22 protein-coding genes are annotated in these 25,392 nt (G+C 72.3%); 13 read left to right on the top strand and 9 right to left on the bottom strand.

The features are described 5' to 3' along the window. Window positions 1–75 precede the first annotated feature (75 nt). Window positions 76–1,587 carry a cellulase family glycosylhydrolase gene (locus tag ACFV4G_RS09830; RefSeq protein WP_380438366.1) on the top strand — a complete coding sequence of 504 codons (1,512 nt, stop codon included), beginning with the start codon at window positions 76–78 and terminating at the stop codon, window positions 1,585–1,587. On the opposite strand, the gene ACFV4G_RS09825 is transcribed toward ACFV4G_RS09830, so the two are convergent. Further along, window positions 1,588–2,622 carry a LacI family DNA-binding transcriptional regulator gene (locus ACFV4G_RS09825; RefSeq protein WP_380438364.1) on the bottom strand — a complete coding sequence of 345 codons (1,035 nt, stop codon included), beginning with the start codon at window positions 2,620–2,622 and terminating at the stop codon, window positions 1,588–1,590. Between the two features lie 291 nt (window positions 2,623–2,913). On the opposite strand from ACFV4G_RS09825, the gene ACFV4G_RS09820 reads away from it, so the two are divergent. The 8 genes from ACFV4G_RS09820 to ACFV4G_RS09785 all read left to right on the top strand — a co-directional run bounded on the left by ACFV4G_RS09820 (window position 2,914) and on the right by ACFV4G_RS09785 (window position 11,362). Then, the gene (locus ACFV4G_RS09820; protein ID WP_380438362.1) at window positions 2,914–4,269 is read left to right on the top strand and encodes an ABC transporter substrate-binding protein; all 1,356 of its coding nucleotides are present in this window, start codon (window positions 2,914–2,916) and stop codon (window positions 4,267–4,269) included. A 52-nt stretch (window positions 4,270–4,321) separates the two neighbouring features. After that, the gene (locus ACFV4G_RS09815) at window positions 4,322–5,305 is read left to right on the top strand and encodes a carbohydrate ABC transporter permease (protein WP_380438360.1); all 984 of its coding nucleotides are present in this window, start codon (window positions 4,322–4,324) and stop codon (window positions 5,303–5,305) included. A 6-nt stretch (window positions 5,306–5,311) separates the two neighbouring features. Then, complete coding sequence (locus tag ACFV4G_RS09810) at window positions 5,312–6,169, top strand: carbohydrate ABC transporter permease (protein WP_380438358.1); 858 nt, start codon at window positions 5,312–5,314, stop codon at window positions 6,167–6,169. 32 nt (window positions 6,170–6,201) lie between these two features. After that, window positions 6,202–7,665: a glycoside hydrolase family 1 protein gene (locus ACFV4G_RS09805; protein ID WP_380438356.1), complete on the top strand. Its 1,464-nt coding sequence runs from the start codon at window positions 6,202–6,204 to the stop codon at window positions 7,663–7,665. A gap of 123 nt (window positions 7,666–7,788) precedes the next feature. Continuing rightward, a complete protein-coding gene (locus ACFV4G_RS09800) occupies window positions 7,789–8,793 on the top strand; it encodes a LacI family DNA-binding transcriptional regulator (protein ID WP_380438354.1) in 1,005 nt (334 codons plus the stop codon). Window positions 8,794–8,895: 102 nt separating this feature from the next. Continuing rightward, window positions 8,896–9,918, top strand: coding sequence for an expansin EXLX1 family cellulose-binding protein (locus ACFV4G_RS09795; RefSeq protein WP_380438352.1), 1,023 nt, complete (start codon window positions 8,896–8,898; stop codon window positions 9,916–9,918). Window positions 9,919–10,049: 131 nt separating this feature from the next. After that, complete coding sequence (locus ACFV4G_RS09790; protein WP_380438350.1) at window positions 10,050–10,580, top strand: SigE family RNA polymerase sigma factor; 531 nt, start codon at window positions 10,050–10,052, stop codon at window positions 10,578–10,580. After that, complete coding sequence (locus ACFV4G_RS09785) at window positions 10,577–11,362, top strand: hypothetical protein (RefSeq protein ID WP_380438348.1); 786 nt, start codon at window positions 10,577–10,579, stop codon at window positions 11,360–11,362. The genes ACFV4G_RS09790 and ACFV4G_RS09785 overlap by 4 nt, the downstream gene beginning before the upstream one ends. Window positions 11,363–11,608: 246 nt before the next feature. Here the strand turns inward: ACFV4G_RS09785 and aspA are convergent, their stop codons facing one another. From aspA to ACFV4G_RS09765, 4 genes are all read right to left on the bottom strand, one after another. After that, the gene (aspA, locus tag ACFV4G_RS09780) at window positions 11,609–13,018 is read right to left on the bottom strand and encodes an aspartate ammonia-lyase (protein ID WP_380438346.1); all 1,410 of its coding nucleotides are present in this window, start codon (window positions 13,016–13,018) and stop codon (window positions 11,609–11,611) included. A gap of 40 nt (window positions 13,019–13,058) precedes the next feature. Then, entirely contained in the window at window positions 13,059–14,102 is a 1,044-nt protein-coding gene (locus tag ACFV4G_RS09775; RefSeq protein ID WP_380438344.1) for an asparaginase, read from the bottom strand. Between the two features lie 106 nt (window positions 14,103–14,208). Further along, window positions 14,209–15,648 carry an amino acid permease gene (locus tag ACFV4G_RS09770; RefSeq protein ID WP_380438342.1) on the bottom strand — a complete coding sequence of 480 codons (1,440 nt, stop codon included), beginning with the start codon at window positions 15,646–15,648 and terminating at the stop codon, window positions 14,209–14,211. Further along, on the bottom strand, window positions 15,645–16,322 hold the full coding sequence (locus ACFV4G_RS09765) for a FadR/GntR family transcriptional regulator (protein ID WP_380438452.1): 678 nt from the start codon (window positions 16,320–16,322) through the stop codon (window positions 15,645–15,647). The genes ACFV4G_RS09770 and ACFV4G_RS09765 overlap by 4 nt, the downstream gene beginning before the upstream one ends. Before the next feature lie 262 nt (window positions 16,323–16,584). Here ACFV4G_RS09765 and ACFV4G_RS09760 point away from each other — a divergent pair, with 262 nt between their 5' ends. Beyond that, window positions 16,585–16,719: a hypothetical protein gene (locus tag ACFV4G_RS09760; RefSeq protein WP_380438340.1), complete on the top strand. Its 135-nt coding sequence runs from the start codon at window positions 16,585–16,587 to the stop codon at window positions 16,717–16,719. A gap of 48 nt (window positions 16,720–16,767) precedes the next feature. Here ACFV4G_RS09760 and ACFV4G_RS09755 read toward each other — a convergent pair whose 3' ends face one another. After that, window positions 16,768–17,862, bottom strand: coding sequence for a lactonase family protein (locus tag ACFV4G_RS09755; protein ID WP_380438338.1), 1,095 nt, complete (start codon window positions 17,860–17,862; stop codon window positions 16,768–16,770). 413 nt (window positions 17,863–18,275) lie between these two features. On the opposite strand from ACFV4G_RS09755, the gene ACFV4G_RS09750 reads away from it, so the two are divergent. Both ACFV4G_RS09750 and ACFV4G_RS09745 read left to right on the top strand, forming a co-directional pair. Further along, window positions 18,276–19,247, top strand: coding sequence for a zinc-binding dehydrogenase (locus tag ACFV4G_RS09750; RefSeq protein WP_380438336.1), 972 nt, complete (start codon window positions 18,276–18,278; stop codon window positions 19,245–19,247). Window positions 19,248–19,683: 436 nt separating this feature from the next. Beyond that, window positions 19,684–20,694, top strand: coding sequence for a quinone oxidoreductase family protein (locus ACFV4G_RS09745; RefSeq protein ID WP_380438334.1), 1,011 nt, complete (start codon window positions 19,684–19,686; stop codon window positions 20,692–20,694). Window positions 20,695–20,885: 191 nt separating this feature from the next. Here the strand turns inward: ACFV4G_RS09745 and ACFV4G_RS09740 are convergent, their stop codons facing one another. From ACFV4G_RS09740 to ACFV4G_RS09730, 3 genes are all read right to left on the bottom strand, one after another. After that, window positions 20,886–21,716 (bottom strand): vWA domain-containing protein, encoded by an 831-nt coding sequence (locus ACFV4G_RS09740; RefSeq protein WP_380438332.1) that lies wholly within the window; start codon window positions 21,714–21,716, stop codon window positions 20,886–20,888. Window positions 21,717–21,918: 202 nt separating this feature from the next. After that, on the bottom strand, window positions 21,919–23,178 hold the full coding sequence (locus tag ACFV4G_RS09735; RefSeq protein WP_380438450.1) for an RNA polymerase sigma factor: 1,260 nt from the start codon (window positions 23,176–23,178) through the stop codon (window positions 21,919–21,921). A gap of 32 nt (window positions 23,179–23,210) precedes the next feature. Further along, a complete protein-coding gene (locus tag ACFV4G_RS09730; RefSeq protein WP_380438330.1) occupies window positions 23,211–23,582 on the bottom strand; it encodes a YciI family protein in 372 nt (123 codons plus the stop codon). 214 nt (window positions 23,583–23,796) lie between these two features. On the opposite strand from ACFV4G_RS09730, the gene ACFV4G_RS09725 reads away from it, so the two are divergent. After that, window positions 23,797–25,296, top strand: coding sequence for an MFS transporter (locus tag ACFV4G_RS09725; protein WP_380438328.1), 1,500 nt, complete (start codon window positions 23,797–23,799; stop codon window positions 25,294–25,296). The last annotated feature ends 96 nt before the right edge of the window (window positions 25,297–25,392 follow it).

Raw genomic sequence — 25,392 nt, 5'->3', positions numbered from 1 at the left:
ACCTGCACCGCGAGGGGCCCTCCGCGGGCCGGGGCGGCACGGGGGGCCCCGGCCCCCACCCCCGAGGAGCTCGGCATGCCCCGGACCGTCCCGCCCCGCACCGCCGCCCTCGCGGCCGCCACCGCCGCGTGCGCCGCCCTGGCCGTACTCCCCCTCACCGCGACGGCCGCCCCCACCGCCGGCCTTTCCTGCGGTGTGAGTTACGCCGTCAACGACTGGGGCAGCGGGTTCACCGCCAACCTCACCATCACCGACACCGGCACCACCCCCATCAACGGCTGGACCCTCGCCTACGCCTACACCGGCAACCAGACCCTCCAGAACGGCTGGAACGGCACCTGGACCCAGACCGGACAGACCGTCACCGCCACCAACCCCTCCTACGCCCCCACCATCAACCCCGGCGCCACCTACACCACCAGCGCCAACTTCACCGACAACGGCCCCAACACCGCCCCCACCACCTTCACCCTCAACGGCACCCCCTGCGGGCCGCAGTCGAGCCCGTCACCGAGCCCCACCCCCACACCGACTCCCACACCCACCCCCACACCGACCACCACACCGCCGCCGGGCGGGCCGGCCCCGGCCGTGCACGTCTCGGGCAGCACGCTGGCGAAGGCCGACGGCACCCCGATCGCCCTGCACGGGGTCAACCGCTCCGGAGCCGAGTTCATGTGCGTCCAGGGCCACGGCTTCTTCGACGGCCCGGCCGACCAGGCGTCCGTCACCGCGATGAAGTCGTGGCGCGTCAACGCCGTCCGCGTGCCGCTCAACGAGGACTGCTGGCTGGGCCGTTCCAACGTCGACCCCGCCTACGCCGGCCCGGCCTACATCGGCGCGGTGCGGAGCTACGTCGACCTCCTGCACCGGAACGGCCTGGTGGCGATCCTGGACCTGCACTGGACCGACGGGGCGTACACCGGACCGTCCGCCGGCTGCTCCGACGCCAACGCCACCTGCCAGAAGCCGATGCCGGACGCCGCCGGTGCGCTCCCGTTCTGGACCTCGGTGGCGCAGACCTTCAAGGGCGACGACTCGACCGTCTTCGACCTGTTCAACGAGCCGTACCCGTCCCGCGCCACCGGGAGCGAGGCCAGTGGCTGGGCCTGCTGGCGGGACGGCGGCAGCTGCCCCGGGATCGGCTTCCAGGTCGCCGGCATGCAGGCGATGGTCGACGCGGTGCGCTCGACCGGCGCCGACAACGTCCTGATGCTGGGCGGCCAGGAGTACGCCAACGACCTCACCCAGTGGGCCGCCCACCAGCCGACCGATCCCCTGCACAACCTGGCCGCGTCCTGGCACTCGTACAACTTCAACGCCTGCGGCAGCAGTTCCTGCTGGGACGCGCAGATCGGCCCGCTGGCGGCCCGCGTACCCGTCGTGACCGGAGAGCTGGGCGAGAACGACTGCGCGCACGGCTACCTGGACGCCCTGCTGCCGTGGCTGGACCAGCACGGCGTCTCCTACCTCGCGTGGGCCTGGAACACCTGGGACTGCAGCAGCGGACCGGCGCTGATCAGCGCCTACGACGGCACTCCGACGGCCTTCGGCGCCGGCTACCGCACCCACCTGGCCGGCCCGTAGTCAGGCCGACTCCCGCACCACCAGTTCCGTCGGCAGGACCGTCTGCCGGCGGAACCGGCCCGGCTCGGCGATCTCCTTGAGCAACAGCCGAACCATCAACCGGCCCATTTCCTCGGTCGGTTGGCGAACGCTGGTGAGCGGCGGCTCGGTGTGCCGGGCCACCACGGAGTCGTCGAAACCGACCACGGCGACGTCCTGCGGCACCCGCCGGCCCGCCTCGCGCAGCACCTGCAAGGCACCCGCCGCCATCAGGTCCGAAGCGCAGAACACCGCGTCCAGGCCGGGCCGACGGGCGAGCAGCTCCCGCATGCCCTCGCGTCCGCCGCGCTCGGTGAAGTCCCCGTGGGCGACGAGCCCCTCGTCGGCCGGCACGCCGGCCTCGGCGAGCGCCTGCCGGTAGCCGGCCAGGCGCGCCGCGGCGCCCTCCATGTCGAGCGGCCCCGTGACGGTCCCGATCGCCGTCCTGCCCCGGGACAGCAGGTGCCGGACGGCCGCTCGGGCGCCACCCGCGTTGTCGGCGTGCACATAACTCAGCGGCTCCTCGGCCGAGCGGCGGCCGTTGAGCACGGCGGGCAGCTCCAGCCGCTCCAGCAGCTCGGGGAGCGGATCGTCCTCGTGCACCGAGACCAGCAGGACACCGTCCACCCGGCGGGCGGTGAGGTAGCGGGTCAGCCGTTCCCGCTCGTGCTCGTCGCGGACCAGCACCAGGAGCAACTGCAGGTCGGACTCCCCGAGTTCGGCGGAGACTCCGGTGATGATGTCGGAGAAGTAGGGCTCGGAGCTCAGCTTCGCGACGCTCTCGGGGATGACCAGCGCGACCGCGTCGGTCCGGGAGGTGACCAGCGAGCGCGCCGCCTGGTTGGGGACGTAGCCGAGTTCCGCGATGGCCTGCTCGACCGCCGCGCGGGCCTTGGCGCTCACCTTGGGCGAGCCGTTGATGACCCGGGACACCGTGCCCCGGCCCACGCCGGCCCGCGCTGCCACCGCCTCCAGGGTGGGGCGGGCAGCGGGTTGCTGCTGCGCGGCTCGGCTCATGATCGCTCTCCCGGCGGACGACGGACGACGGCGACCGCGGCGAGGACAGTCGGACGACACGGTCCGGTAACGGAGCCGATGCACGCCCTTGACACGCCTCGCGCGGCGAAGCAATCTTCCCACATCGCGGTGGGAGCGCTCCCACTGTGCGCGGACCACCGCTCGCACCACCACTCGCACCACCGCGCACACCACCGTTCCCACCCAGCGTTCGCACTCAGTTCCGAGCACCTCCGGCCGCCACACGTGCGCGGCGCAGCCATGGACCAGCCTGGACAAGGAGATTCGGCCATGCGGAACCCCGGCACCACTCGCGGCGGCAGAGCAGCCGCCATCGTCCCCGTACGCAAGCCGCTGCCGATCGCCGCGGCCGTGGCCGTGGCCCTGAGCGCCGTACTGGTCGCCGGCTGCGACAGCGCGGGTTCCGGCTCGACCGGCACCGGGGCCTCCGGCTCCGAGATCACCCTGACCGTCGGCGACTACGGCACGTTCGGCTACAAGCAGGCCGGCCTGTTCGACGCCTACATGCGGGAGCATCCCGGCATCACCATCGTGGAGCACACCGTCGAGCAGGAGACCGACTACTACCCCGCCCTGCAGACCCACCTCGCCTCCGGCAGCGGCCTGGACGACATCCAGGCGGTCGAGGTCGGCCGGATCGCCCAGGTGGTGAAGAAGCAGGCGGACCGGTTCGTCGACCTCGGCACGGCGGACGGGGTCGACAAGAACGCCTTCCTGCCCTGGAAGTCGCAGCAGGCCACCACGGCGGACGGCCGCACGATCGGCCTGGGCACCGACATCGGTCCGATGGCGATCTGCTACCGCAAGGACCTGTTCCAGCAGGCCGGGCTGCCCACCGACCGCGAAGAGGTGGCCAGGCTCTGGCAGGGCGACTGGGCCAAGTTCGTCGAGACCGGCAAGCAGTACCAGGCCAAGGCGCCCGCCGGCACCTTCTTCACCGACTCCGCCGGCGGCCTGTTCAACGCCGTGGTGTCCTCCAGCACCACGCAGTACGACGACGGCGGCGGCCGCCTGGACTACAAGAACAGCCCCAGCGTCAAGGGCGCCTGGGCCCTGGCCACCGGTGCGGTCCAGGCCGGGATCAGCGCCGGGCTCAAGCAGTTCGACACACCGTGGTACCAGGCGTTCGCCAACTCCGGGTTCGCCACGGTCGCCTGCCCGTCCTGGATGACGGCCATCGTCGCCGACAAGTCCGGGAGCGCCAACAAGGGCAAGTGGGACATCGCCGGCGCCCCGGCCCCCGGCAACTGGGGCGGCTCCTTCCTCACCGTGCCGAAGGCCGGGAAGCACCGGAAGGAGGCCGAGGCGCTCGCCGCCTGGCTCACCGCACCCGCGCAGCAGGCCAGGGTCTTCACGACGGTCGGCAACCTGCCCTCCACCTCCGGGGCGCTGAGCCGGCCGGAGGTGCAGAACGCCAGGCTCGACTTCTTCGGCGACACGCCCACCGGGCAGATCTACGCCGCCACCGCGCAGTCCATCCGGCCGACCGTGATCGGCGAGTGGGACGGCCTGGTCAAGGACACCCTCACCAACGGCGCCCTGCTCAGCATCGAGCAGCACCAGAGCGACCCCGCCAAGGCGTGGAGCAACGCGGTCAAGGAGATCGACGACAAGGTCGGCGACTGACGGCCGGCTTCCCGCCCTTCGCCCGGTCCGCTCCCCCAGAGAGGTCACCACCATGCTCGACGAGGCCGCCCCGGCCACCTCCCGGGGCACGCCACGCCCCGCTCCCCCACGGCCAAGCCCCTGGCGCGCCCGGCTCTACCGGTGGGACCTGAAGGCCTCGCCGTACCTGTACGTCGCGCCGTTCTTCGTCTGCTTCGTGGCGTTCGGCCTGTTCCCGCTGGTCTACACGGGCTGGGTGTCGCTGCACAGCGTCGACCTCCAGACACCTGACCAGATGCAGTGGCGCGGCTTCGGCAACTACACCCGGCTGCTCCACGACGACCTGTTCCGGAACGCCCTGCGCAACACCGTCACCATCGGTGTGCTGTCCACCGTGCCGCAGCTGCTGATGGCCCTGGGCCTGGCGCACCTCCTCAACTACCGCCTGCGCGGCCGGGGCTTCTTCCGGATCGCGATGCTCGCGCCCTACGCGACCTCGATCGCGGCGGCCACCCTGGTGTTCACGCTGCTGTTCGGGCGGGACTACGGGATGATCAACTGGCTGCTGGGCCACCTGGGCCTGGGGCGCGTCGACTGGGAGGGCGGCACCTGGAGCTCCCAGATCGCCGTCTCCACGATCGTCACCTGGCGCTGGACCGGCTACAACGCCCTGATCTACCTCGCCGCCATGCAGGCCGTCCCGCACGACCTGTACGAGGCGGCCGCGCTCGACGGCGCCGGCCGGTGGCAGCAGTTCCGGCACGTCACTGTGCCGTCCATCCGGCCCACCATCCTGTTCACCGTCGTGGTCTCCGGCATCGGGGCCACCCAGCTCTTCGGCGAGCCGCTGCTGTTCGGCGGCGGAGCGACCGGCCACAGCGGCGGCTCGGCCCACCAGTACCAGACCCTCGGGCTGTACCTGTACGACCAGGGCTGGTACGCCTTCCACCTCGGCCGGGCCGCCGCCGTGGCCTGGACGATGCTGCTGATCCTGCTGGCCATCGGCGCGCTCAACCTCGCCCTGGTCCGCATCCGCCGCGCCCGGAACGGGGGTTGAGCACCGATGGCCGTCAACCAGCGGCGGCGTGCGGGAGCACGCGGCCTCACCGGAGCCGGACCGCTCACGTACGCGGTACTGATCGTCGTCGCCGTCCTCTCCCTCTTCCCGCTGTACTGGACCCTGGTCGGCGCCTCGACCTCCGGCACCCGGATCGCGCAGACCCCGCCGCCGCTGCTGCCCGGCGGGAGCCTGTGGCACAACCTCGACATCGCGTGGAACCAGGTCCACATGGGCCGGGCGCTGCTCAACTCGGTCGTGGTCGCGGGCTGCGTGACCGCGAGCACGGTGCTGTTCGCGACGCTGGCCGGCTTCGCCTTCGCCAGGCTGCCATTCCGGGGCCGCAACGCCCTGCTGAGCCTGGTGGTGGCGACGATGACCGTGCCCGCCCAGCTGAGCGTCATCCCGCTGTACCAGATCATGGCGCGGCTGCACTGGACCGACCGCCTGCAGTCGGTGATCCTGCCGAATCTGGTGGCCGCGTTCGGCGTGTTCTTCATGCGGCAGTTCCTGTCGGAGGCCTTGCCGGTCGAACTGGTCGAGGCGGCCCGGGTGGACGGCGCGAGCAGCCTGCGGATCCTGTGGAGCGTGGTGCTGCCCATCGCCCGGCCCGGGATGGCCGTGCTCGGCATGCTGGTCTTCGTGCAGTCCTGGAACGACTTCTTCTGGCCGCTGATCGCGCTGAGCCAGAGCAATCCCACCGTCCAGGTCGCGCTGGCCGGCCTCGGCGGCGGATCGTACGACTCCGACCAGGCCGTCATCCTCACCGGCTCGCTGCTCGGGACCGCACCGCTCCTGCTGGTGTTCGCCGTCCTGGGCAGGCAGGTCGTCGGCGGCATCACCGCGGGCGCGGTCAAGAGCTGACGCCCACTCCCACCGAAACGGAGAACACAGTCATGACTTCCGCACGGCCCGAGTCAGCTCCGGCCGACACCTCCGTCCGTGCCTTCCCCGCCGGCTTCCTCTGGGGAGCCGCGACGGCCGCGTACCAGATCGAGGGGGCCGTCGACGTGGACGGGCGGACACCCTCGATCTGGGACACCTTCAGCCGGACCCCGGGACGGACGGACGGCGGTGACACCGGCGACCGCGCCACCGAGCACTACCACCGCTACCGGCAGGACGTCCGGCTGATGAGCGAACTGGGCCTGGGCGCCTACCGGTTCTCGGTGTCCTGGCCCCGGGTGCAGCCGACCGGACGCGGGCCGGCCGTCGAACGCGGCCTGGACTTCTACCGGCGCCTGGTGGACGAGCTGCTGGAACACGGCATCGAGCCGGCCGTCACGCTCTACCACTGGGACCTGCCACAGGAGTTGGAGGACGCAGGGGGCTGGCCCGCCCGCAGCACCGCGGAGCGCTTCGCGGACTACGCCACGCTGGTGGCGGACGCGCTCGGAGACCGGGTGAACCTCTGGACCACCCTCAACGAACCCTGGTGCTCGGCCTTCCTCGGCTACGGCTCAGGGGTGCACGCCCCGGGCCGCGCCGACTGGGCGGCCGCCCTGCGCGCGGCCCACCACCTCAACCTCGGCCACGGCCTCGCGGTCGAGGCACTGCGCACGGCACTGCCCCGCGAGGCGCGGATCGCCGTGTCGCTCAACCTGCACGAGGTGCGGCCGCTCACGGACTCTGCCACGGACCGCGAGGCCGCCCGGCGGGTCGACGCGGTGGGCAACCGCGTCTTCACCGGACCGATGCTGAACGGCGGCTACCCCGAGGACCTGCTCGCCGACACGGGACACCTGGTCGACTGGCCGGCGCTGGTCCACGACGGCGACCTGGCCACGATCGCCCGGCCGATCGACCTGCTGGGCGTCAACTACTACACCCCCGCGGTGGCTTCGGCCCTGCCCGACGGGAAGGCCCCGGACTCCGCAGCCGCGAGCGACGCCGGCCACGGCGACGGCGCCCAGTCCCCCTTTGCCGGCTGTGCCGACGTGCTCTTCCACCACGCGCCCGGCCGGCGCACCGCCATGGGCTGGCCGATCGACCCGACCGGCCTGTCCGACCTGCTGCTGCGCCTCCACCGCGAACACCCCGGGCTGCCCTTGATGGTGACCGAGAACGGTGCGGCCTTCGACGACCGGCCGACACCGGAGGGCGCGGTGCACGACCCGCAGCGCATCGACTACCTGCGCGGCCACCTCGACGCCGTCCGGCGGGCGATCGCCGCCGGCGCGGACGTGCGGGGCTACTTCCTCTGGTCGCTGATGGACAACTTCGAGTGGGCGTACGGCTACGGCAAGCGGTTCGGCCTGTACTACGTGGACTACGCCACGCAGGCCCGGACCGCCAAGGACAGCGCCCGGTGGTACGCGGAGGTGATCCGCCGGGGCGCGCTGCCCGACCCCTGCGTGTGACGGTGCCGGATCCCTTGACGCTGGTCGTTCAACCGACCAAGCTGGCAGGGGCGGTGGCCCGGGGTGGGCGGCAGGTCCGGGGGTGCAGTTCCCGTGTCGAGGACCGATCCAGGACGGCCCCCCATGCCCGAGCCCATTCACGATGACGATCCCGCTCCGACGCTGGCCGAGGTCGCCCGTCGCGCCGGCGTCTCCACCGCCACCGCCTCCCGGGTGCTGAACCGTTCCGCCCGGGTCTCCTCGGAGGTGGCGGCCCGGGTGGAACGCGCAGCGCGCGAGTTGGCGTACGTCCGCCGACGGGCGGCCAGGACCCGGGAGACCGGTGTCGTCGCCATCGTGGTGTTCGCTGATCCGTTGCAGTACCACGCGGACGCCTTCCCCGTACGCCTGCTGGCCGGGCTGCGGCGCTCCCTTCCGGGCGCGGAGCGGGAGCTGGCCGTTTTCACGGTGCCCAGGCGCTCCCGGCGGCCGCCGCTGGTGCGCTACCTGTGCGGCGGCCACGTCGACGGCGTGCTGCTGGTCGGGCCCTGGGGGGACACCGCGCTCACCCGGCTGCTGCACGCGGCCAGGGTGCCCGTGGTGTCGCTGGGCAGGCCGCCGGAGCCGGGCGCGGTGGCGTTCGTCGACGCGGACAACCTCGTCGGCGCGAGGGACGCGGTGCGGCGGCTGTGCGCGTCCGGTCGCCGCTCGGTGGCCACCATCGCCGGGCCACCGGACACCGCCGCCGGCGCGGACCGGCTGACCGGCTACCACCAGGCGATGGCCGCGATGGCCGCGATGCGGCCCGCCGTGGCGTACGGCGACTTCAGCAGCGCCTCCGGTGAGCACGCGATGCAGCGGCTGCTGGACCAGCGCCCCGAGCTGAACGCGGTGTTCGCCGCCTCCGACCAGATGGCCGCGGGGGCCCTCAGGACCTTGCGGCGGCACGGCCTGCGGGTGCCCGAGGACGTGGCGCTCATCGGCTTCGACGACGCCCCCCTCGCGGCGCGGTGCCGGCCGGGGCTGACCACGGTCCGCCAGCCGGTGGAGGAACTCGGTTCCCGTGCCATGGAGTTGCTGCTGCGGCACCCGGAACGCGGCGAGTCGGTGGTGCTCCCCACCCGACTGGTCGTCCGGGCGTCGGGCTGAGCGTGCCCCGCGCCGAAAAAAATTGCGCCCGCACGGCAACCTTTCCGTCCCCGGTGCCCACTGGTGGGTGCGACGCCGAGTCGATCTACCGAATGGACGGGAATGAAAGCAACGAAGCATGCCGCTCCGCTGTCGAGCCGCAGCCGTCGGCTGGCCCTGGGCATACCGTTGGCAGTGATCGCGGTCGGTGCGCTGGTGTGCCTGGCCCTCGCACTCCTGCCGGACGGCGGGGGCGTCGTCGTCGACGCCGGGATACCCGCCGGCGCGTCCGTCGCGGCCACCGAGCCGAGCGCCCTGGCCGGCACCCCACCGGGCGCCGCCGTCCCGGCCACCGCCACGCCCGAGACGGCGGCGCCGACGGTCACCAGCCCCGCACCCTCGCCCTCGGCCACCGGCACCCCTTCGCCGTCGGCCACTGCCTCGCCGCGGCCGTCCGTCACCACGACCTCGCCCTCGCCGTCGGCCGCCGGCAGCACCCGCACCGCAGCGGCGGCCACGGCCTCCCTGGCCGGACGGATCAAGCCCGGGGCGAGCTACCAGGGCGTCGCGACGTCCTACGACGCCGCCGACGGCAACGGCGCCTGCTCGTTCGGCCCGTCCGGCGACCTCATGATCGCGGCGATGAACCACACCGACTACGAGACGTCCGGCGCGTGCGGGGCGTACGTGCTCGTGCGCGCGGCCAACGGGACGAGCATCACGGTGCGGATCGTCAACGACTGCCCCCTGCCCTGCGCACCCGGGCAGCTCGACCTGAGCCACGAGGCCTTCGCCAAGCTCGCGGACCTGTCGGTGGGCCGCCTCCCGATCACCTGGACGCTGCTGAGCCCCGGCGCGGCCCCCGCCACGATGTCGATCCGGTACAAGACCGGATCCAGCCAGTGGTGGTGCGGGATCCAGGTGATCGGCCACCGGAACCCGGTGGCTGCCCTGGAGGTCAGGACCGGCGGCGGCTGGCGGCAGCTGTCCCGCACCGACTACAACTACTTCCTCTCCCCGGACGGCAGCGGGTGCGGCGGCCCTCTCAGGATCACCGACATCTACGGGGAGCAGCTCACCGTCGACGGGATCGCCGTGAGGCCGGACGTCGCCCAGCCGACCCAAGTCCAGTTCGCCCGGCATTGACCGCACTGCTCGCCCGTCGGCCGTCGGGGACGCCCCTGCGGGGCGACCACCGCCGCGTCCGGGAAACGGGCACTGCTACGCTCATGCCGATTGTTAACGCTCACATTGCAGGGAGAGGGCGACCGGGGGACATGCTCCTCGATGACGCGTCCGCGGAGTTCCACGACTTCTTCGAACGCCACTACGCCGAACTCGCCCGTCTCGCCCACCTCCTGACCGGTGAGACGGACGCCGCCGACGACCTCGCCGCGGACGCCTTGATCGCCCTGTGGCAACGCTGGGACCGGCTCCGCGCCGCCGACCACCCGCTCGCGTACGCCCGCGGGGTGGTCGCCAACATGGCGCGCGCACGGATCCGCAGCGCGGTCCGCGAGCGGCGCCGGGTCCTGCTGTTCTGGACCCGCAGCCCGGAGAGGACCGACGGACCGGACGTGGCAGCCGTGCTGGACGTCCGTGCGGCGCTCGCCCGGCTGCCGTTCCGCAAGCGGGCCTGCGTGGTGCTGCGCCACGCCTTCGACCTCTCGGAGAAGGACACCGCGGCGGCGCTCGGCATATCGGTCGGTACGGTGAAGAGCCAGAGCTCGAAGGGGATGGCCGAGCTGCAACAGCTGCTCGGCGCGCGAGCGGTCGGCGAACTGGCGACAGGAAGGAGGAACCGGTGAACGAGCACATCGCCCGGCAGCTGTGCGAGGCCGCCGAGGCCCACCAGCCCGACCGCGCGCGGATGCTGGCCCGGGTCCAGCGCGGCGCGGCCGGCCCCGCCGCCCGTCACCGCGCGCGGGCGGGCCTGCGGTCATGGCCCAAGGCCGCGCTCGCCGGCCTCGCCACCGCCGGCATCCTGGCCACCGGCGGTTTCGCCGTGGCGAGCATCGTCCGGACCCAGCCCCCGTCGGACACCACCACGACCGCTCCCTCGGCCCCCTCACCGACGGTCGCGCCCTCGCCGACGCCGTCGGCCCCACCTGCCTCCACGCCTCCGGTTCAAGCACCGGCACCGGCCACCAGCGCCCCGGCAAGTCCGCGCCCGACCCCGTCCTCGAGCAGCCGCGCCCAGAACGGGCCGCTGTGGTCGGAGGGATCGATCGACGCGCACAGCACCGTCTACTGGGGCCAGGACAACCTGACCCTCAGGACCGCCCAACCGCTCACCTCGCTCACCGTCGAGCTGCGCATCGCGCAGACCGGCGACGTGCGCGACACCGGCAACTGGCGGACCCTGCCGAGCGACGACTTCACCGTCACCGCCCAGGAGTCAGGCGGCGCACTGGTCTACCGCTGGGTCCTCAAACCCGGCCGCACCGTGCCCGCCGGCCAGCACGAGTTCGCGGGCCAGTACAACCACGCCACCGGCCTCCGCAGTTCCGCGAACGACAGCTACCGGGTGGACGCCCAGTCGGCGGGCGGTTCCGCGTCCGTCGGGGGAGGCTTCGCCCCGGCACGGTGAGGGCCGGCCCTCGGAGGACACGACCCGCGCTCGCAGCGACCCGCCCTCGCAGCGACCCTCCGTAGCGCGTGCGGGTCCACGGCCCTCCCGGGCCCCGGGCCGAAGGAGCATCCGGAGGCCGCGGTCCGACCCTCACCGTGCGCAGGCACGACCACGGCGCCCGCTCGAACGATGGGCGCACGATGCGCCGCCGCACCGGAACCCCGGTGCGGCGGCGCGTCGTCCGGCCACCTGCCGCGTCCGCCGTCAGGCCACGGGCAGGCCGCTGCCCGCGATCACCTCGGGCCGCAGCAGCGCGCTGAGCCTCTCGGCCGGGAGCAGCCCCTTCTCCAGGACGAGCTCGGCCACGCCCCGGCCGCTGGCGAGGGCCTCCTTGGCGATGTCGGTCGCCGCCGTGTACCCGATGTGCGGGTTGAGAGCGGTCACCAGGCCGATGGAGTTCTCGACGGTCGCGCGCAGCATCTCGGTGTTGGCGGTGATACCGACGACGCAGCGCTCAGCGAGGGTGAGGCAGGCCGCCCGCAGGTGGGTGATCGACTCGGACAGCGAGTGCAGGATGATCGGTTCGAAGGCGTTGAGCTGGAGCTGCCCGCCCTCGGCGGCCATCGTGATGGCGACGTCGTTGCCGATCACCTCGAAGGCGACCTGGTTGACGACCTCGGGGATGACCGGGTTCACCTTGCCGGGCATGATGCTCGAACCGGCCTGCACCGGCGGCAGGTTGATCTCGCCGAGGCCCGCGCGCGGCCCCGAGGACAGCAGTCGCAGGTCGTTGCAGGTCTTCGACAGCTTGACGGCGATGCGCTTGAGCACGCCGGACATCTGGACGAACGCGCCGCAGTCCTGCGTGGCCTCGATCAGGTTGGCCGCCGTGACGAGGGGCAGCCCGGTGAGGTCGGCGAGGTGGCGTCGGGCGGACTCGGCGTATCCGGCGGGCGCGTTGAGGCCGGTGCCGATCGCGGTGGCTCCGAGGTTGATCTCGTGGATCAGCTCGACGGCCTCCGCGAGCCGGCTGCGGTCCTCGTCGAGCATGACCGCGAACGTCGAGAACTCCTGCCCGAGCGTCATCGGCACGGCGTCCTGCAGCTGCGTGCGGCCCATCTTCAGGACGTCGCGGAACTCGACGGCCTTGCGGGCGAAGGCGTCCTGAAGGACGGCCATCGCGTCGAGCAGGCCGCGCACGGCGAACACGGTCGCGATCCGGACGGCGGTCGGGTAGACGTCGTTGGTGGACTGGCCGAGGTTGACGTGCTCGTTGGGGTGCAGGTGGCGATACTCGCCCTTGGCGTGCCCCAGCAGCTCCAGCGCGCGGTTGGCCACGACCTCGTTGGCGTTCATGTTGGTCGAGGTGCCGGCGCCGCCCTGGATGACGTCGACGACGAACTGGTCGTGCAGCTCGCCGGCCCGGATCTCGCGGCAGGCGGCGACGATCGCCCCGGCCTTCGCGGGCTCCAGGAGGCCAAGTTCCTCGTTGGCGAGGGCCGCGGCCTCCTTGACGGCGGCGAGGGCGTCGATCAGGTGCGGGTAGGCGGAGATGGGCGTGCCCGTGATGGGGAAGTTCTCGGTGGCGCGCAGCGTGTGGACGCCCCAGTAGGCGTCGGCGGGGACGTCGCGGTCTCCGAGCAGGTCGTGTTCACTGCGGGTGGCGGCGGTCATGGGTGTGCGGGTCCTCTTCTTCAGGGAATGGCGGGTCGGGTCACGCAGGGGCGAGCAGGGCCGACGGGTCCAGCGCGGCCACCGGCCGGACACCGCCGACGGGCCGGCCACCGCCGGTCGCCGGCTCCCCCGCGAACCCGGTGAGCAGCCGCGGGTCGACTCCCGCCAGGGCCAGCGCGGCCGCTGCCACCGGGACGCGTGCCCGGTTCGCGCCGTCGGCGATCTTCACGGCGATGGCGCGGCCGTCCGGCAGTGCGGCGACCTGGACGCCCTCGAAGCCGTCCTTGGTCAGCAGTCCGGGCACCGCGCGCATCAGCGCGGCCACGTCCCGTCCGGCGCCGGAGGCCATCTCCGGGTGCGCGCGCAGCGCACCCGCCACCCGGGACTCGGGCGTGCCGCGCGTGCCGGTGGCGATGCGGGCGGCGGCGCGCGCGAGGCCGTGCAGGGAGACCGCGAACAGCGGGGTGCCGCAGCCGTCCACGGTGACGTGCGCGATGCGTTGACCGGTGAGCTCTTCGACGGTCGCGGCGATCACCCGCTGGAGCGGGTGGGTGGGTTCGTCGTAGTCCTCCGGCGGCCAGCCGTTGAGCTTGCAGAGGTAGAGCATCGCGGCGTGCTTGCCCGAGCAGTTCTGGGCGAGCCGGGAGGGCGAGCGGCCGTCCCGGACCCAGGTGTCGCGCACGGCCGGGTCGTACGGCAGGTCCGGCACGTTGCGCAGGTCGTCCTCGGAGAGGCCGGCGAGGTCCAGGATCCGCCGGGCTCCGGCGAGGTGGCGCTCCTCGCCGGAGTGGCTGCCCATGGCGAGGGCGAGCAGTTCGCCGTCGAGCGGCAGCCCCGCCCGGACCATGGCGACGGCCTGGACCGGCTTGAGGGCCGAGCGCGGGTAGCAGGCGGCCTCGATGTCGCCGAGCCGGAACCGGACCCCGCCGTCGCCGCCGTCGCCGCCGTCGCCGCCGTCGCCGCCGAGGACAACGACGGAGCCGTGGTGGGTGCCCTCGACCACTGCGCCCCGGGTGACGTGGGCGACGGGCACGTGGCGGGGCTCGCGGATCGCGGGCGCGTCCGCGAGGGGACTGCTGAACATGACGTCCTCGTTCGGTGGTGGAGGTGCTGCTGAGCGGTGTGCCGACGGGTGGCGGCCCGCGACGATGGCATGACGAGCCGTCAGATTCCGTGCGCAGATGCCTGGTTCAGCTGTCCGAGTCGGCGGCAGCGCGCGCGATCCGTCCGCGGATCGCGTACCAGCCCGCGACCAGCGCTCCGCCGATCAGCGGCAGGCACAGCACGGTGGTGCGCCCGGCGCCGCCGTCGGCGTACATGAGGACCAGGACGGAGACGAGGAAAACCAGCGTCACGAGCTCGGTCCACGGCGAGCCGGGCAGGCGGTAGCCGGGCCGGGTCAGTTCGCCCTGGCGGGTCTTTCGCCAGAAGAGGTAGTGGCAGACCATGATCATGCCCCAGGTGGCGAGGATGCCGATCGCCGCGAAGTTCAGCACGATCTCGAACGCGTCGGCCGGGACCACGAAGTTGAGGCCGACGCCGAGGACGCACATGCCGCTGGTCAGCAGGATGCCGCCGTACGGCACCTGAGTGCGGCTCATGCGGGCGGTGAACCTGGGGGCCGAGCCGCTCACGGCCATCGAGCGCAGGATGCGGCCGGTGGAGTAGAGGCCGGAGTTGAGCGAGGACATGGCCGCGGTGAGGACCACCAGGTTCATCACGCCGCCGGCCGCCGGGACGCCGATGTGGGAGAGCACGGTCACGAACGGGCTCTGGCCCGAGCTGTACTTGTTCCAGGGCAGCAGCATCGACAGGAGGAGCACCGAACCGACGTAGAACAGGCCGACGCGCCACATGATCGAGTTGATCGCCTTCGGCATGATCTTCTCGGGGTTCTCGGTCTCCCCGGCCGTCACGCCGACGAGTTCCACCGAGGCGTAGGCGAAGACGACGCCCTGGATGATCAGCAGCATCGGCATCAGGCCGTTGGGGAAGATCCCGCCGTTGCCGGTGATCAGGGACGGACCGGGGACGGCGCCGTCGACCGGGTGCCGGGTGACCAGCAGGTAGATCGCGATGCCCATGAACACCAGCAGCGCGCCGACCTTGACGATGGCGAACCAGAACTCCAGTTCGCCGAAGATCCGCACCGAGATGAGGTTCACGGTCAGCACCACGGCCAGGGCTATGAGCGCGATCACCCACTGCGGGACGCTGGAGAACAGGTGCCAGTAGTGGGTGTACGTGGCGACGGCGGTGATGTCGGCGATGCCGGTGGTCGCCCAGTTGAGGAAGTACATCCAGCCCGCGGTGTACGCGCCCTTCTCCCCCAGGAACTCCCGGGCGTACGACACGAAGGCCCCGGAGGACGGGCGGTACAGGACGAGCTCGCCGAGCGCGCGCACGACGAGGAAGGCGAAGACGCCGCAGACGGCGTACGCGACGAACAGGGAGGGCCCGGCGTCGGCGAGCCGTCCGCCCGCGCCGAGGAACAGGCCGGTGCCGATGGCACCGCCGATGGCGATCATGTTGACGTGCCGGGGCTTCAGGGACTTGCTGTAGCCGGTGTCACCGGCGTCGACGTGACGGGTCGTGGGGCGCTTCTCGTCCTTGAGGAACTGCTCGCTCACGCCTCGGATCTGCCTTCCGTGGGAGTGTCCGCGCGCCCGGGGCGCACGATGTCGGTGAGGGTCGCCTCGACGCGGTGGAGGTGGTGGGACATCGCCGCGACCGCGTCGGGCTCGGAACCGTCGACCAGCGCCTCGACGATCGCCCGGTGCTCGCAGTTCGACTGCTCGCGCCGGCCGCCGAGTTCGTTGAGGAAGGTGGACTGACGCGCCAGTGCGTCACGGATCTCCTCGATCACCCGGCGGAAGACCGGGTTGCGGGAGGCCTCGGCCACCGCCAGGTGGAAGACGGTGTCCAGCGCGACCCAAGCGGTGGTGTCAGTCTCCCGCTCCATCCGGTCGAGCAGGTGCGCCAGGTGGTCGAGGTCCTCCGGGGTGCGGCGCAGCGCCGCGTACCCGGCGACCGGGATCTCGACGTGCCGGCGCACCTCCAGGAGGTCACTGGCCGCGTAGTCGCCGAACGTGGGGTCCTCGACGGTGTTCGCCACGACGAAGGTGCCCTTGCCGGTCTTGGAGACGGTCAGGCCCATGGTCTGGAGGGCCCGGAGGGCCTCCCGCAGCACGGGCCGGCTGACCTCCAGGGTGCGGCACAGCTCCGCTTCGGAGGGGAGCTTGTCCCCGACGGCGTACTCGCCGCGCTCGATGGCGCCGCGCAGGTGGCCGAACACCGCTTCCATCGCGCTCACGCGGCGAGGGGCCGATCCTGCTGTCTGGCTGTCTGACAGGTTCACGGGCCGATCCTGAGGGCTGTGGCCGAGCGGTGTCAAGGGGTCGGCGCCGGACCGAGGGCAAGCGCCGTCGCCCGCGCGGCGCGTGCCCCCCGATCGCCCGCCGGCCGATCTTCTGCCATGGACCTGGCCCTCAGCTACGACTACGACTTCATCCCCCCTACCGGCGCCACGGACACTGCGCCGGACGCTGATCGCGCGGGACCCGGTCGTGGCGCGCCCCCTCGCCGACCCGGAGCTGACCCGCTTCATCTACGCCGTCCGCATCGACACCCGGCACACCCCGCGCGCCCTGGTGGCCCTGGAGCAGATGCTCGCCGCGCAGGCGCCGGCCGCCCTGTCCTGAGGAGCACCCCGCGTCCCACCCGCACCAGGCACCTCCCGCCTCGTCCGCTCAGCCGCCGATCGGCAGGACGGACGTGGGCTCGGTGACCACCAGGGACTCCCCCGCCGGGCTCAGGCGGCCGCTGGACGGGTCGCGGTGGAAGGCCGTGACCGTATCGGAGCGCTGGTTGGCGCAGAAGAGGAGAAGGCCGTCGGGGGTGAGTGCGATGTCACGCGGCCAAGTGCCGCCGCAGGGAACGGCGGTGAGCAGTTCCACGGACGCGCCGTCGTCGTGGACGGCGTGGATCGCGATCGCGTCGTCGCCGCGGTTGGTCGTGTAGAGGAAGCGGCCGTCCCCGGACAGCCGGAGCGCGGCGGCGGAGTTGGCATTCGGCGCGCCCGGATCCTGTCGGGTCTCGACCTCGGCAACCGGTTCGAGGCGGCCGGAGAGCCCGTCCCAGGTGCACACGGTGAGGGTCGAGGAGAGTTCGTTCAGAACGTGGGCGTACCGGCCCGACGGATGGAACACGAGGTGCCGAGGGCCTCTGCCCGCCGACAGTTGCACCGTCCGGTGGGCGCTGAGCAGGCCGCTGTCCGGATCGAAGGCATAGACATAGACCCGGTCGGTACCGAGATCGGTGCACAGCAGGAACCGCCCGTCCGGTGAGGGAGCCGCCATGTGGGCGTGCGGGGACGTGAGCAAATCCCCGGACGCCTCCCGGCCCGGGTGCCGGACGATCTGCACCGGCCCGGCAGCAGCGACCATGCCGTCGGCACCGATGGGAACGACCGAGAGGGCGCCATCGCCGTAGTGGGCCGCGAAGACGTGCGAACCACTGGGGTGGACCACGATGTGGCAGGGGCCCGCGCCACCACTGACGGCGACGAAAGGCGTCCCCTGGAACCCGGTGTCGATGTCGATGTCGGTGTCCACCCGGAGGGACACGACCCCTCCAACCGCCCGTTCCAGGACGGCGTGGACGACCCCGCGCGTCGGATCGACAGCCGCATAGGAGGGGTGGTCCAGCGGCAATATCCGGACGAGGCTCATGGCGCCGGTGCCGTCGTAGCGGACGGCGCACAGACCCGCTCCAGGAGCGTCGGCAGCGGCGGCGCTGCCGATGACCAGCAGTCCGCCGGACGACGTGGTCTGAGGGTGATTCACGAATGCCTACTCTCTGCTCGCCTTGCGGCACGCGGTTCGCGGCATGGCCGCGCGGGATCGCGCCGAGGTGCCGAAGTGGCCGCCACCGGGCGGACGGACTCGTCGACCCTCTTCGTGTGTGCTACGGGGGCCGGGAATTTCGAAGTCTATCCGGAGGCCGAACACACCGCCGCAGGCGCCGAACGGGCGGCATGACGCAGCAACAAGACTTCCCAGTCGGCTACTTGAGAGCCACGAAGGAAGGTGGACACCCATCCGGGTCGCGGATTTCGTTCCGCACTCCGGCGCTTGACCTCAAGTCGGCTTGAGCTTCTACCTTGGGATCATGAACTTCACCGGGGCCGAACCTCGGTCGAGGCCGAGGAAATCCGCGTTGTCGGAGTCGTCGTCATCCGGACAGGAGAGTGATCAGCATGCGAGCGGTGCAGGCGGTGCGTTTCGGGGGCCCGGAGGTTCTGGTTCCGGGCGAGGCACCGGAGCCGGTCGTCGGACCGGGACGGGTGATGGTCGAGGTGTCCGTCGTGGGCATCACGTTCGTCGAGACGCAGATCCGCCGCGGCGTCGACCGGTGGCACGCCAGACCCGACCTGCCGTACGTACCGGGCGGCATGGTGGCCGGCCGGGTGAGCGCGACCGGGGAAGGAACGGATCCGAGCTGGATCGGCCGCCTCGTTCTGGCCGACGCCGGGGCGACGGGTGCCTTCGCCGAGCGGGTGGCGGCCGACGCGGAGAGCCTGATCCCGGTACCCGAAGGGCTGGGCCCGCGCGAGGCCGCAGCCTTGCACACGGACGGCAGCACCGCGACGGGCCTCGTCGAGGGGGCGCGGATCGCTGCCGGGGAGTGGGTGCTGGTCGAGGCGGCGGCCGGCGGTGTCGGCAGCCTGCTGGTCCAGTTGGCTCGGGCGGCCGGGGCCAGGGTCATCGGGATCGCCCGTGGGGCACGGAAGCTCGACCTGATCCGCAGCCTGGGGGCCGAGGCCGCGGTCGACTACTCCGCACCGGACTGGACCGAGCAGGTCCTCCGGGCGACCGGCGGCGCGGGAGTCGACGTCGTGTTCGACGGCGTGGGCGGGGAGATCGGCCGGGCCGCGTTCGAGGTGACGGCCCGCCACGGCCGGTTCTCCGTGCACGGCGCCTCCAGCGGTCAGCTGACGGTGATCGAGCCCGCGGAAGCGCGGAGGCGCGGAGTCGAGGTGATCGGAATCGAGCAGCTCTACGGGTTCAGGCCGCGGATGCACCGGTGGGCCGAACAGGTGATGGCAGAAGCGGTCGCGGGCCGAGTCCGGCCGGTCATCGGACAGACCTTCCCGCTGGAGCGCGCCGCGGACGCGCACGCCGCGATCGAAAGCCGAACCGCCCTGGGCAAGACCCTGCTCCTGATCTGACCACCCCCGCAGCGGAGCCGGCCGCCGCCACCGCCGTCAGGCGGACCGGCCCATCCACGCCGCGTCCCGCTTCAGATGCGGATCACGATCTCTCCGCGCGTGCGTCCGCGCTCGGCGCGCAGGCCCCGAAGCCCCAGCGCAGACACCGGGGAACAAGTGACCCGCCGGTAGGAAGTGGTCGCTACGGGGCAGGGTTGAGGGTCTCGTGTACGACGTTGATGAACGGGAATACCTCCTTCGACAGGCCCACCGAGCCTCCTGAGCCGGCACGCTGAACGATGCTCGGCCGCCGCCTCGGGCTCCAGGACACTTGCCGCGGCACGGCCGGCTTCATGTCGCTGACCTGAACGTGACGGCTACGACACCTCACCGCGAGTGGAAATAGGATCGTCACGAGTGGAGTTGGTGAGGGATGTTTCCCGTTTCAGGAGGGGTCATGCGAGCGATTCAGATGTCCGAAGTGGGCGGTCCCGAGGTGCTGCGACTGGTCGATGTCGATCAACCGACGCCGGGCCCGGGCCAAGCGGTCGTGGAGGTCGCCGCATCCGGGGTCAACTTCCTCGACGTCTACCACCGCGAAGGCCGGTACAGCGTCCCGCTGCCCTTCACCCCGGGCGCCGAGGGCGCCGGCACGGTCGTCGAAGTCGGACCCGGCGTCACTGACGTCGCGGTCGGGGACCGGGTCGGTTGGGTGGAGATTCCCGGCACGTATGCCGAGCGGGCCGTCGTGGACTCCTCCCGGCTGGTGCCGCTGCCCGACGACATCGGCTTCGAGACAGCCGCCGCCGTGCTCCTCCAAGGCATGACCGCGCACTATCTCGTCAAGGACGCCTACCCGGTTCAGGGGGGCGACACGGTGCTCGTGCATGCGGCTGCCGGCGGCATGGGGCTGCTTTTGACCCAGCTCATCACCCAGCTCGGCGGCAGGGTGATCGGCACGACGTCGACCACGGCGAAGGCCGAGCTGGCGAAGCGTGCCGGGGCCGCCGAGGTGATCCTTTCCTCCGCAGTCGACGATCTCGCAGCCGAGGTGAAGCGGCTCAACGGCGGTCAGGGACTGCCGGTCGTCTTCGACGGCGTCGGCGCGCACACCTTCGATGCGAGCCTCGCCAGCCTGCGAACCCGCGGCCATCTCGTGCTCTTCGGCGCGGCAAGTGGTGCCGTGCCGCCGTTCGATCCGATTCGGCTCGCCCACGGCGGTTCGCTGACCCTGATCCGGCCCAGCCTCGGGCACTACATCGCCGATCGGTCCGAACTGCTCCGACGGGCCGCCGATGTGTTCGGGTGGGTGCGCTCCAAGGCGCTTGAGGTCACCGTAACGGGCCGCTACGCATTGTCCGAGGCCGCCCAGGCCCACAGCGATCTGGAGGCTCGGCGTACCACCGGCAAGCTGCTCGTCGTACCCGATGCGGCCGCTGTCGGACGCCGCGAGGAGACGCAGAGCTGATCGCGGGTGACGAGGTCGGGGATCTTGGAGACTGAGACGTCGAGGGCATGGCCGACCGTCATCGCCAAGATCCCCGACAGCAATTACCGGCGAGTTACTTGCTCCGCGATGTCTGCGCTGGGACTTCGGGACCGTGCAGGTGGGCGTGGGCGATCCGCAAACCCGGGCTCACGCCGCCGGCCGGTGCGGTGTCACCTTCCCAGCCACTTGGTCAGACCTGCCCAGAGGCCCTGGCGCTCCCGGCTTTCGGGCAGGGTCCCCGGGCGCTCGGCGCGTGGAGCAGCCGTTGCCTGCGGCTCCGGGCCCTCCGGCGCAATGCCCTGGGCCCGGGCGGCCGCGAGCCAGCTGGGGAACTCGGCGAGCATCAGGTCGTACAGCTTCGCGTCGGAGATCCCCTGAGGATCACGCCCCAGATGGAAGAAACCGGCGTTGTCGATGGGCCGCTTCTCCGGGACCGCCAACTCGTCAAGCTTCCGCAGGAAGTCGAACTGCCTGCTGTCCGGGTCGCCGAAGCCGATGAACTGCCAGAAGATCGGCAGCTTCGCCGCCTCGCACAGGCGCGCTTCCGCCGCGCCCTTGTTGATCGGCCCGCCGTCCGTCTGGAACAGGACGAGGGCCGGGGCCGTGGCACCGCTCTCGCGGTAGTGCCGGACCACCGCGTCCATCGCCACGTGGTAACTGGTCTTGCCCATGTGGCCAAGGCCGGCCACGATCCGGTCGATCCGGCCCTCGTGGTCCTCCAAGGTGATCTCGGTCTGGGCGTCGACCTCGGTGGAGAAGAAGAGGACCGGCACGCTCCCGTCGTCGTCCAGATTGGCCGACAGCCCCAGGACCCGGTCGGCGAGCGCCTGGACACTGCCGTCCTTGTAAAAGGGCCTCATCGAACCGGAGTAGTCGATCACCAGGTACACCGCGACGCGCTGACCGCTGAGCCCGCGCCGCTCCACCGAGGCGTCGGCCGTCTTGTAGAGGCTCACCAGCGCAGGTGCACTCCGCTCGACCTTGTCGAGACTGACGGCCATGTGTCACTCCCCCAAAAACACGCAGGTCAAGCGCCCCTGAAGCCCAGCCGGCACCACCACCGGAACCGGCACCCACAGTATCGCGAAACCAATCCCAAGCCGCGGCGCGAGCGGCACGCCGGTTCGAGGCACAACCAACCGCCCGCGAAGCCCGGATTGCACTCGAACGGGCGATGCCGCCCGCAGAGCTACGCCCGCAGGGCTACGGCCGCAGCCGGGCCGCCCGCGACTCCAGGTAGCGCTGTTCGGCGGTGCTCGCCGTGGCCCTGGCCGCGCGGCGGTAGTGGTCGTGGGCGGCGGTCCGGTCGCCGGTGCGTTCCAGGAGGTGGGCGCGGACGGAGAGGAGGCGGTGGTGGGTGGCCATCCTCGGGTCGGCGTCGAGGGTGGCGAGGAGGGCCAGGCCGGCCTCGGGGCCCTCGGTTTCGGCGAGGGCGATCGCGCGGTTGAGGGTGACCATCGGGTTGGGGGCGATGCGTTCGAGGATCAGGTACAGCGCGTGCACCTGGTGCCAGTCGGTCTCCTCGGCCGTCGCCGCCGCCGCGTGCGTCGCGGCGATCGCGGACTGGAGCTGGTACGGGCCGAGGGCGGGGCCGGCCAGGGACGCCTTGGCGAGGGCGAGGCCCTCGTCGAGCAGGGTGCGGTCCCAGGCCGTCCGGTCCTGGTCGGCGAGGGGGACCAGGTCGCCGGCGGAGGTCGTACGGGCCTCGCGGCGGGCGTGGGTGAGGAGCATCAGGGCGAGCAGACCGGCGACCTCGGGGTCGTCGGGCAGCTGGGCGTGCACCGTGCGGGTGAGGCGGATCGCCTCGCGGGCGAGGTCGGGGCGGTCGAGGTCGGTGCCCGAGGAGGCGGTGTAGCCCTCGTTGAAGATCAGGTAGAGGACGTGCAGGACCACCCGCAGCCGCTCCTCGCGCTCCCCGCCCTCGGGGAGCGCGAAGGAGCTGCCGGCGGCCTTGATGCGCTGCTTGGCCCGGCTGATCCTGGCCGCGAGCGTGGCCTCCGGGACCAGGAACGCGCGGGCGATCTCGGCCGTGGTCAGGCCGCCGACCGCCCGCAGGGTCAGGGCGGTCTGGGAGGCCGCGGTCAGGGTCGGGTGGCAGCACAGGAACAGCAGGACGAGCGTGTCGTCGCTGTCCGGCACGTCCTCGGGCCGCACCTCGGACGCCGTCGCCGCCTCGCGTTCGCGGCGCGCGTGGTCGCTGCGCATCCGGTCGACGAGGCGGCGGGAGGCGACCGTCACCAGCCAGCCGCGCGGGTTGTCCGGCACGCCCTCGTCCGGCCACTGCACGGCGGCTGCGAGGACGGCCTCCTGCACGGCGTCCTCGCAGCCCTCGAACTGCCCGTGCCGCCGCACCAGCGTGCCGAGGACCTGCGGCGCGAGCTCACGCAGCAGGTCCTCGAACTCGTGCACCGCCGTGCCGTGCGGACGGCCGGGGGTCGTTCCGGGGGGCGTGCCGGGGATCATGCCCTGCGAACTGCCGGGGGTCGTGCCGTGCGTCATGCCTCCAAGTGTCCGTCGGAGAACATGACCTGGCGCACCTCGACCCCCAGTCCCGGGATCGCGGCGTCGGGGATCTGCGCCGCGAGTTCGATCGCGCGCTCCTTGTCCTCGCAGTCGACGAGGTAGAAGCCGCCGAGGAATTCCTTGGCCTCCAGGAACGGGCCGTCGGTCACCACCGGCTGCCCGTCCCGGACGGTCACCACGGCCGCCTGGGACGGGTCGACCAGCGCCTGGGTGAGGATCAGCTCGCCGGACTCCTTCAGCGCCTCGATGAACCGGCCGTGGCCGGCGCCGATCGCCGCCTTCTCCTCGTCGGTCAGCGCGTCCAGCACGGCCGGGTTGATGTGCAGGCCGATCACGAACTTCATCGCGTGCTCCTCGTGGTGCGCGGGCCCCGGCGGGGCCCTCTCGACCGGTTGGTCGGAGCTGCCGGCGCCGTCTTGACATCGCTCGGGACGTTTCCCGGAAAAATTTCCCACGACTCTTCCCGTCGCAGGGCCCTCGCGCGTCCGGCGGATGTCAAGAAAGCTCCCCCGGCTCCGACCAGCCCGCGCAACGTACGGAGATCCGGAGGTTACGAAGATGCGAGTCGAACGGCCCTGGGCGGCCCTGGCCGTCCTGATGCTGCCCACCCTGCTGGTCGCGATGGACGTGACGGCGCTGCTGCTCGCGCTCCCGCGGCTGAGCGCGGACCTGGGCGCCACCAACGTCCAGCAGCTGTGGATCAGCGACGGCTACGGGCTCACGGTGGCCGCCCTGGTCATCACGATGGGCACCCTCGGTGACCGGATCGGCCGCCGGCGGCTGCTGCTCACCGGCGCCGCGGCGTTCGCGGTGCTGTCGGTCGTGGCGGCCTACGCCACCGACCCGCTGGTGCTGATCGCCGTCCGGGCGCTGCTCGGCGTCGCCGGGGCGACGCTGGCGCCGTCCACGCTCGCGCTGATCACCGACCTGTTCCGGGACGGGCGGCAGCGCGGGCGGGCCATCGCGGTGTGGGCGACCTGCCAGTTCGCCGGGGGCGCGCTCGGGCCGGTGCTCGCCGGGTTCCTGCTCCAGCACTTCTGGTGGGGGTCGGTGTTCCTGGCCGCCGTGCCGGCGATGGCGGTGCTGCTGCTGACCGGGCCGTTCCTGCTGCCGGAGTTCCGCGGCGACCGGTCGGGGCGGCTGGACCTCGCCGGCGTGGGGCTGTCGCTGGTGGCGGTGCTCCTGGTGGTCTACGGGCTCAAGCAGCTGGCGGTCGGGAGCGCGCCCGCCGTGCCTTCTGCGGCCCTGGCCGTGGGCGCGGTGGTCGGCGCGCTGTTCGTCCGGCGCCAACTACGCCTGGAAACGCCGCTGTTGGACCTCCGCCTGCTGCGCAGCCGCCCGTTCACGGCCGTCCTCGTCGCGCTGGTGTTCGCCGGCCTGGCGATGGCCGGGACGGGCCTGCTGGTGACGCAGTACCTGCAGAGCGTCCTCGGCCACTCGCCGCTCGCGTCCGCCGTGCTGTTCGCGCCGATGGGCCTGGCCGTGGCAGTGGGCACGATGGCCTCGCCGCTCCTGGCCCGGCGGGTGAGCCGGTCGACCGCGATCGCCGGCGGGCTGGCGTTCTCCGCGCTCGGCGGCCTGCTGCTGACGGTCGTGGACGGTCCCGGCAGCCTGCCGCTGGCCATCACCGGCGTCGCCGTCCTAGCGCTCGGCACCGGCCCGCTGTTCGCGCTCGGCACCGGGCTCGTCATGGGTTCCGTCCCGCCGGAGCGTGCCGGATCAGCCGCGGCGATGTCGGAGACCGGCAACTACTTCGGCGGCTCGCTGGGCTTCGCGCTCCTCGGCGCGCTGGCCGCGGCGGTCTACCGCGCCCGCACGCACGGCACGTCCGACTCCCTCGCGGGCGCGGTCGCCGCCGCCGGGCACCTCCCGGCCGGGCCGGCCGCGGACCTCCTGCACACCGCGCGCGAGGCGTTCACCTCCGCGCTGCACGTCACCGGTGCCGTCGCGGCGGGGATCTTCGCCGCCCTGGCCGTCCTGACCTACGCGTTGCGCCCGAAGGTGCCGGAAGCCCCGGCCGCCGCAGCAGCTCCCGACTACGAGGCCACCCACGCGTAAGCGACGGAACGGCCCCGGCGCGCCCCCCGGTGGGGGCGCGGCGGGGGCCCGCCCCACGCCCCCCCGGTGGATATCCAGATCGCGGGACCCCCACCA

It is taken from the genome of Kitasatospora sp. NPDC059747 (assembly GCF_042732955.1).
Lineage (GTDB): Bacteria > Actinomycetota > Actinomycetes > Streptomycetales > Streptomycetaceae > Kitasatospora.
The sequence above is the reverse complement of the archived record's forward strand: the minus strand, read 5'-3'. Positions and strand labels throughout refer to the sequence as shown.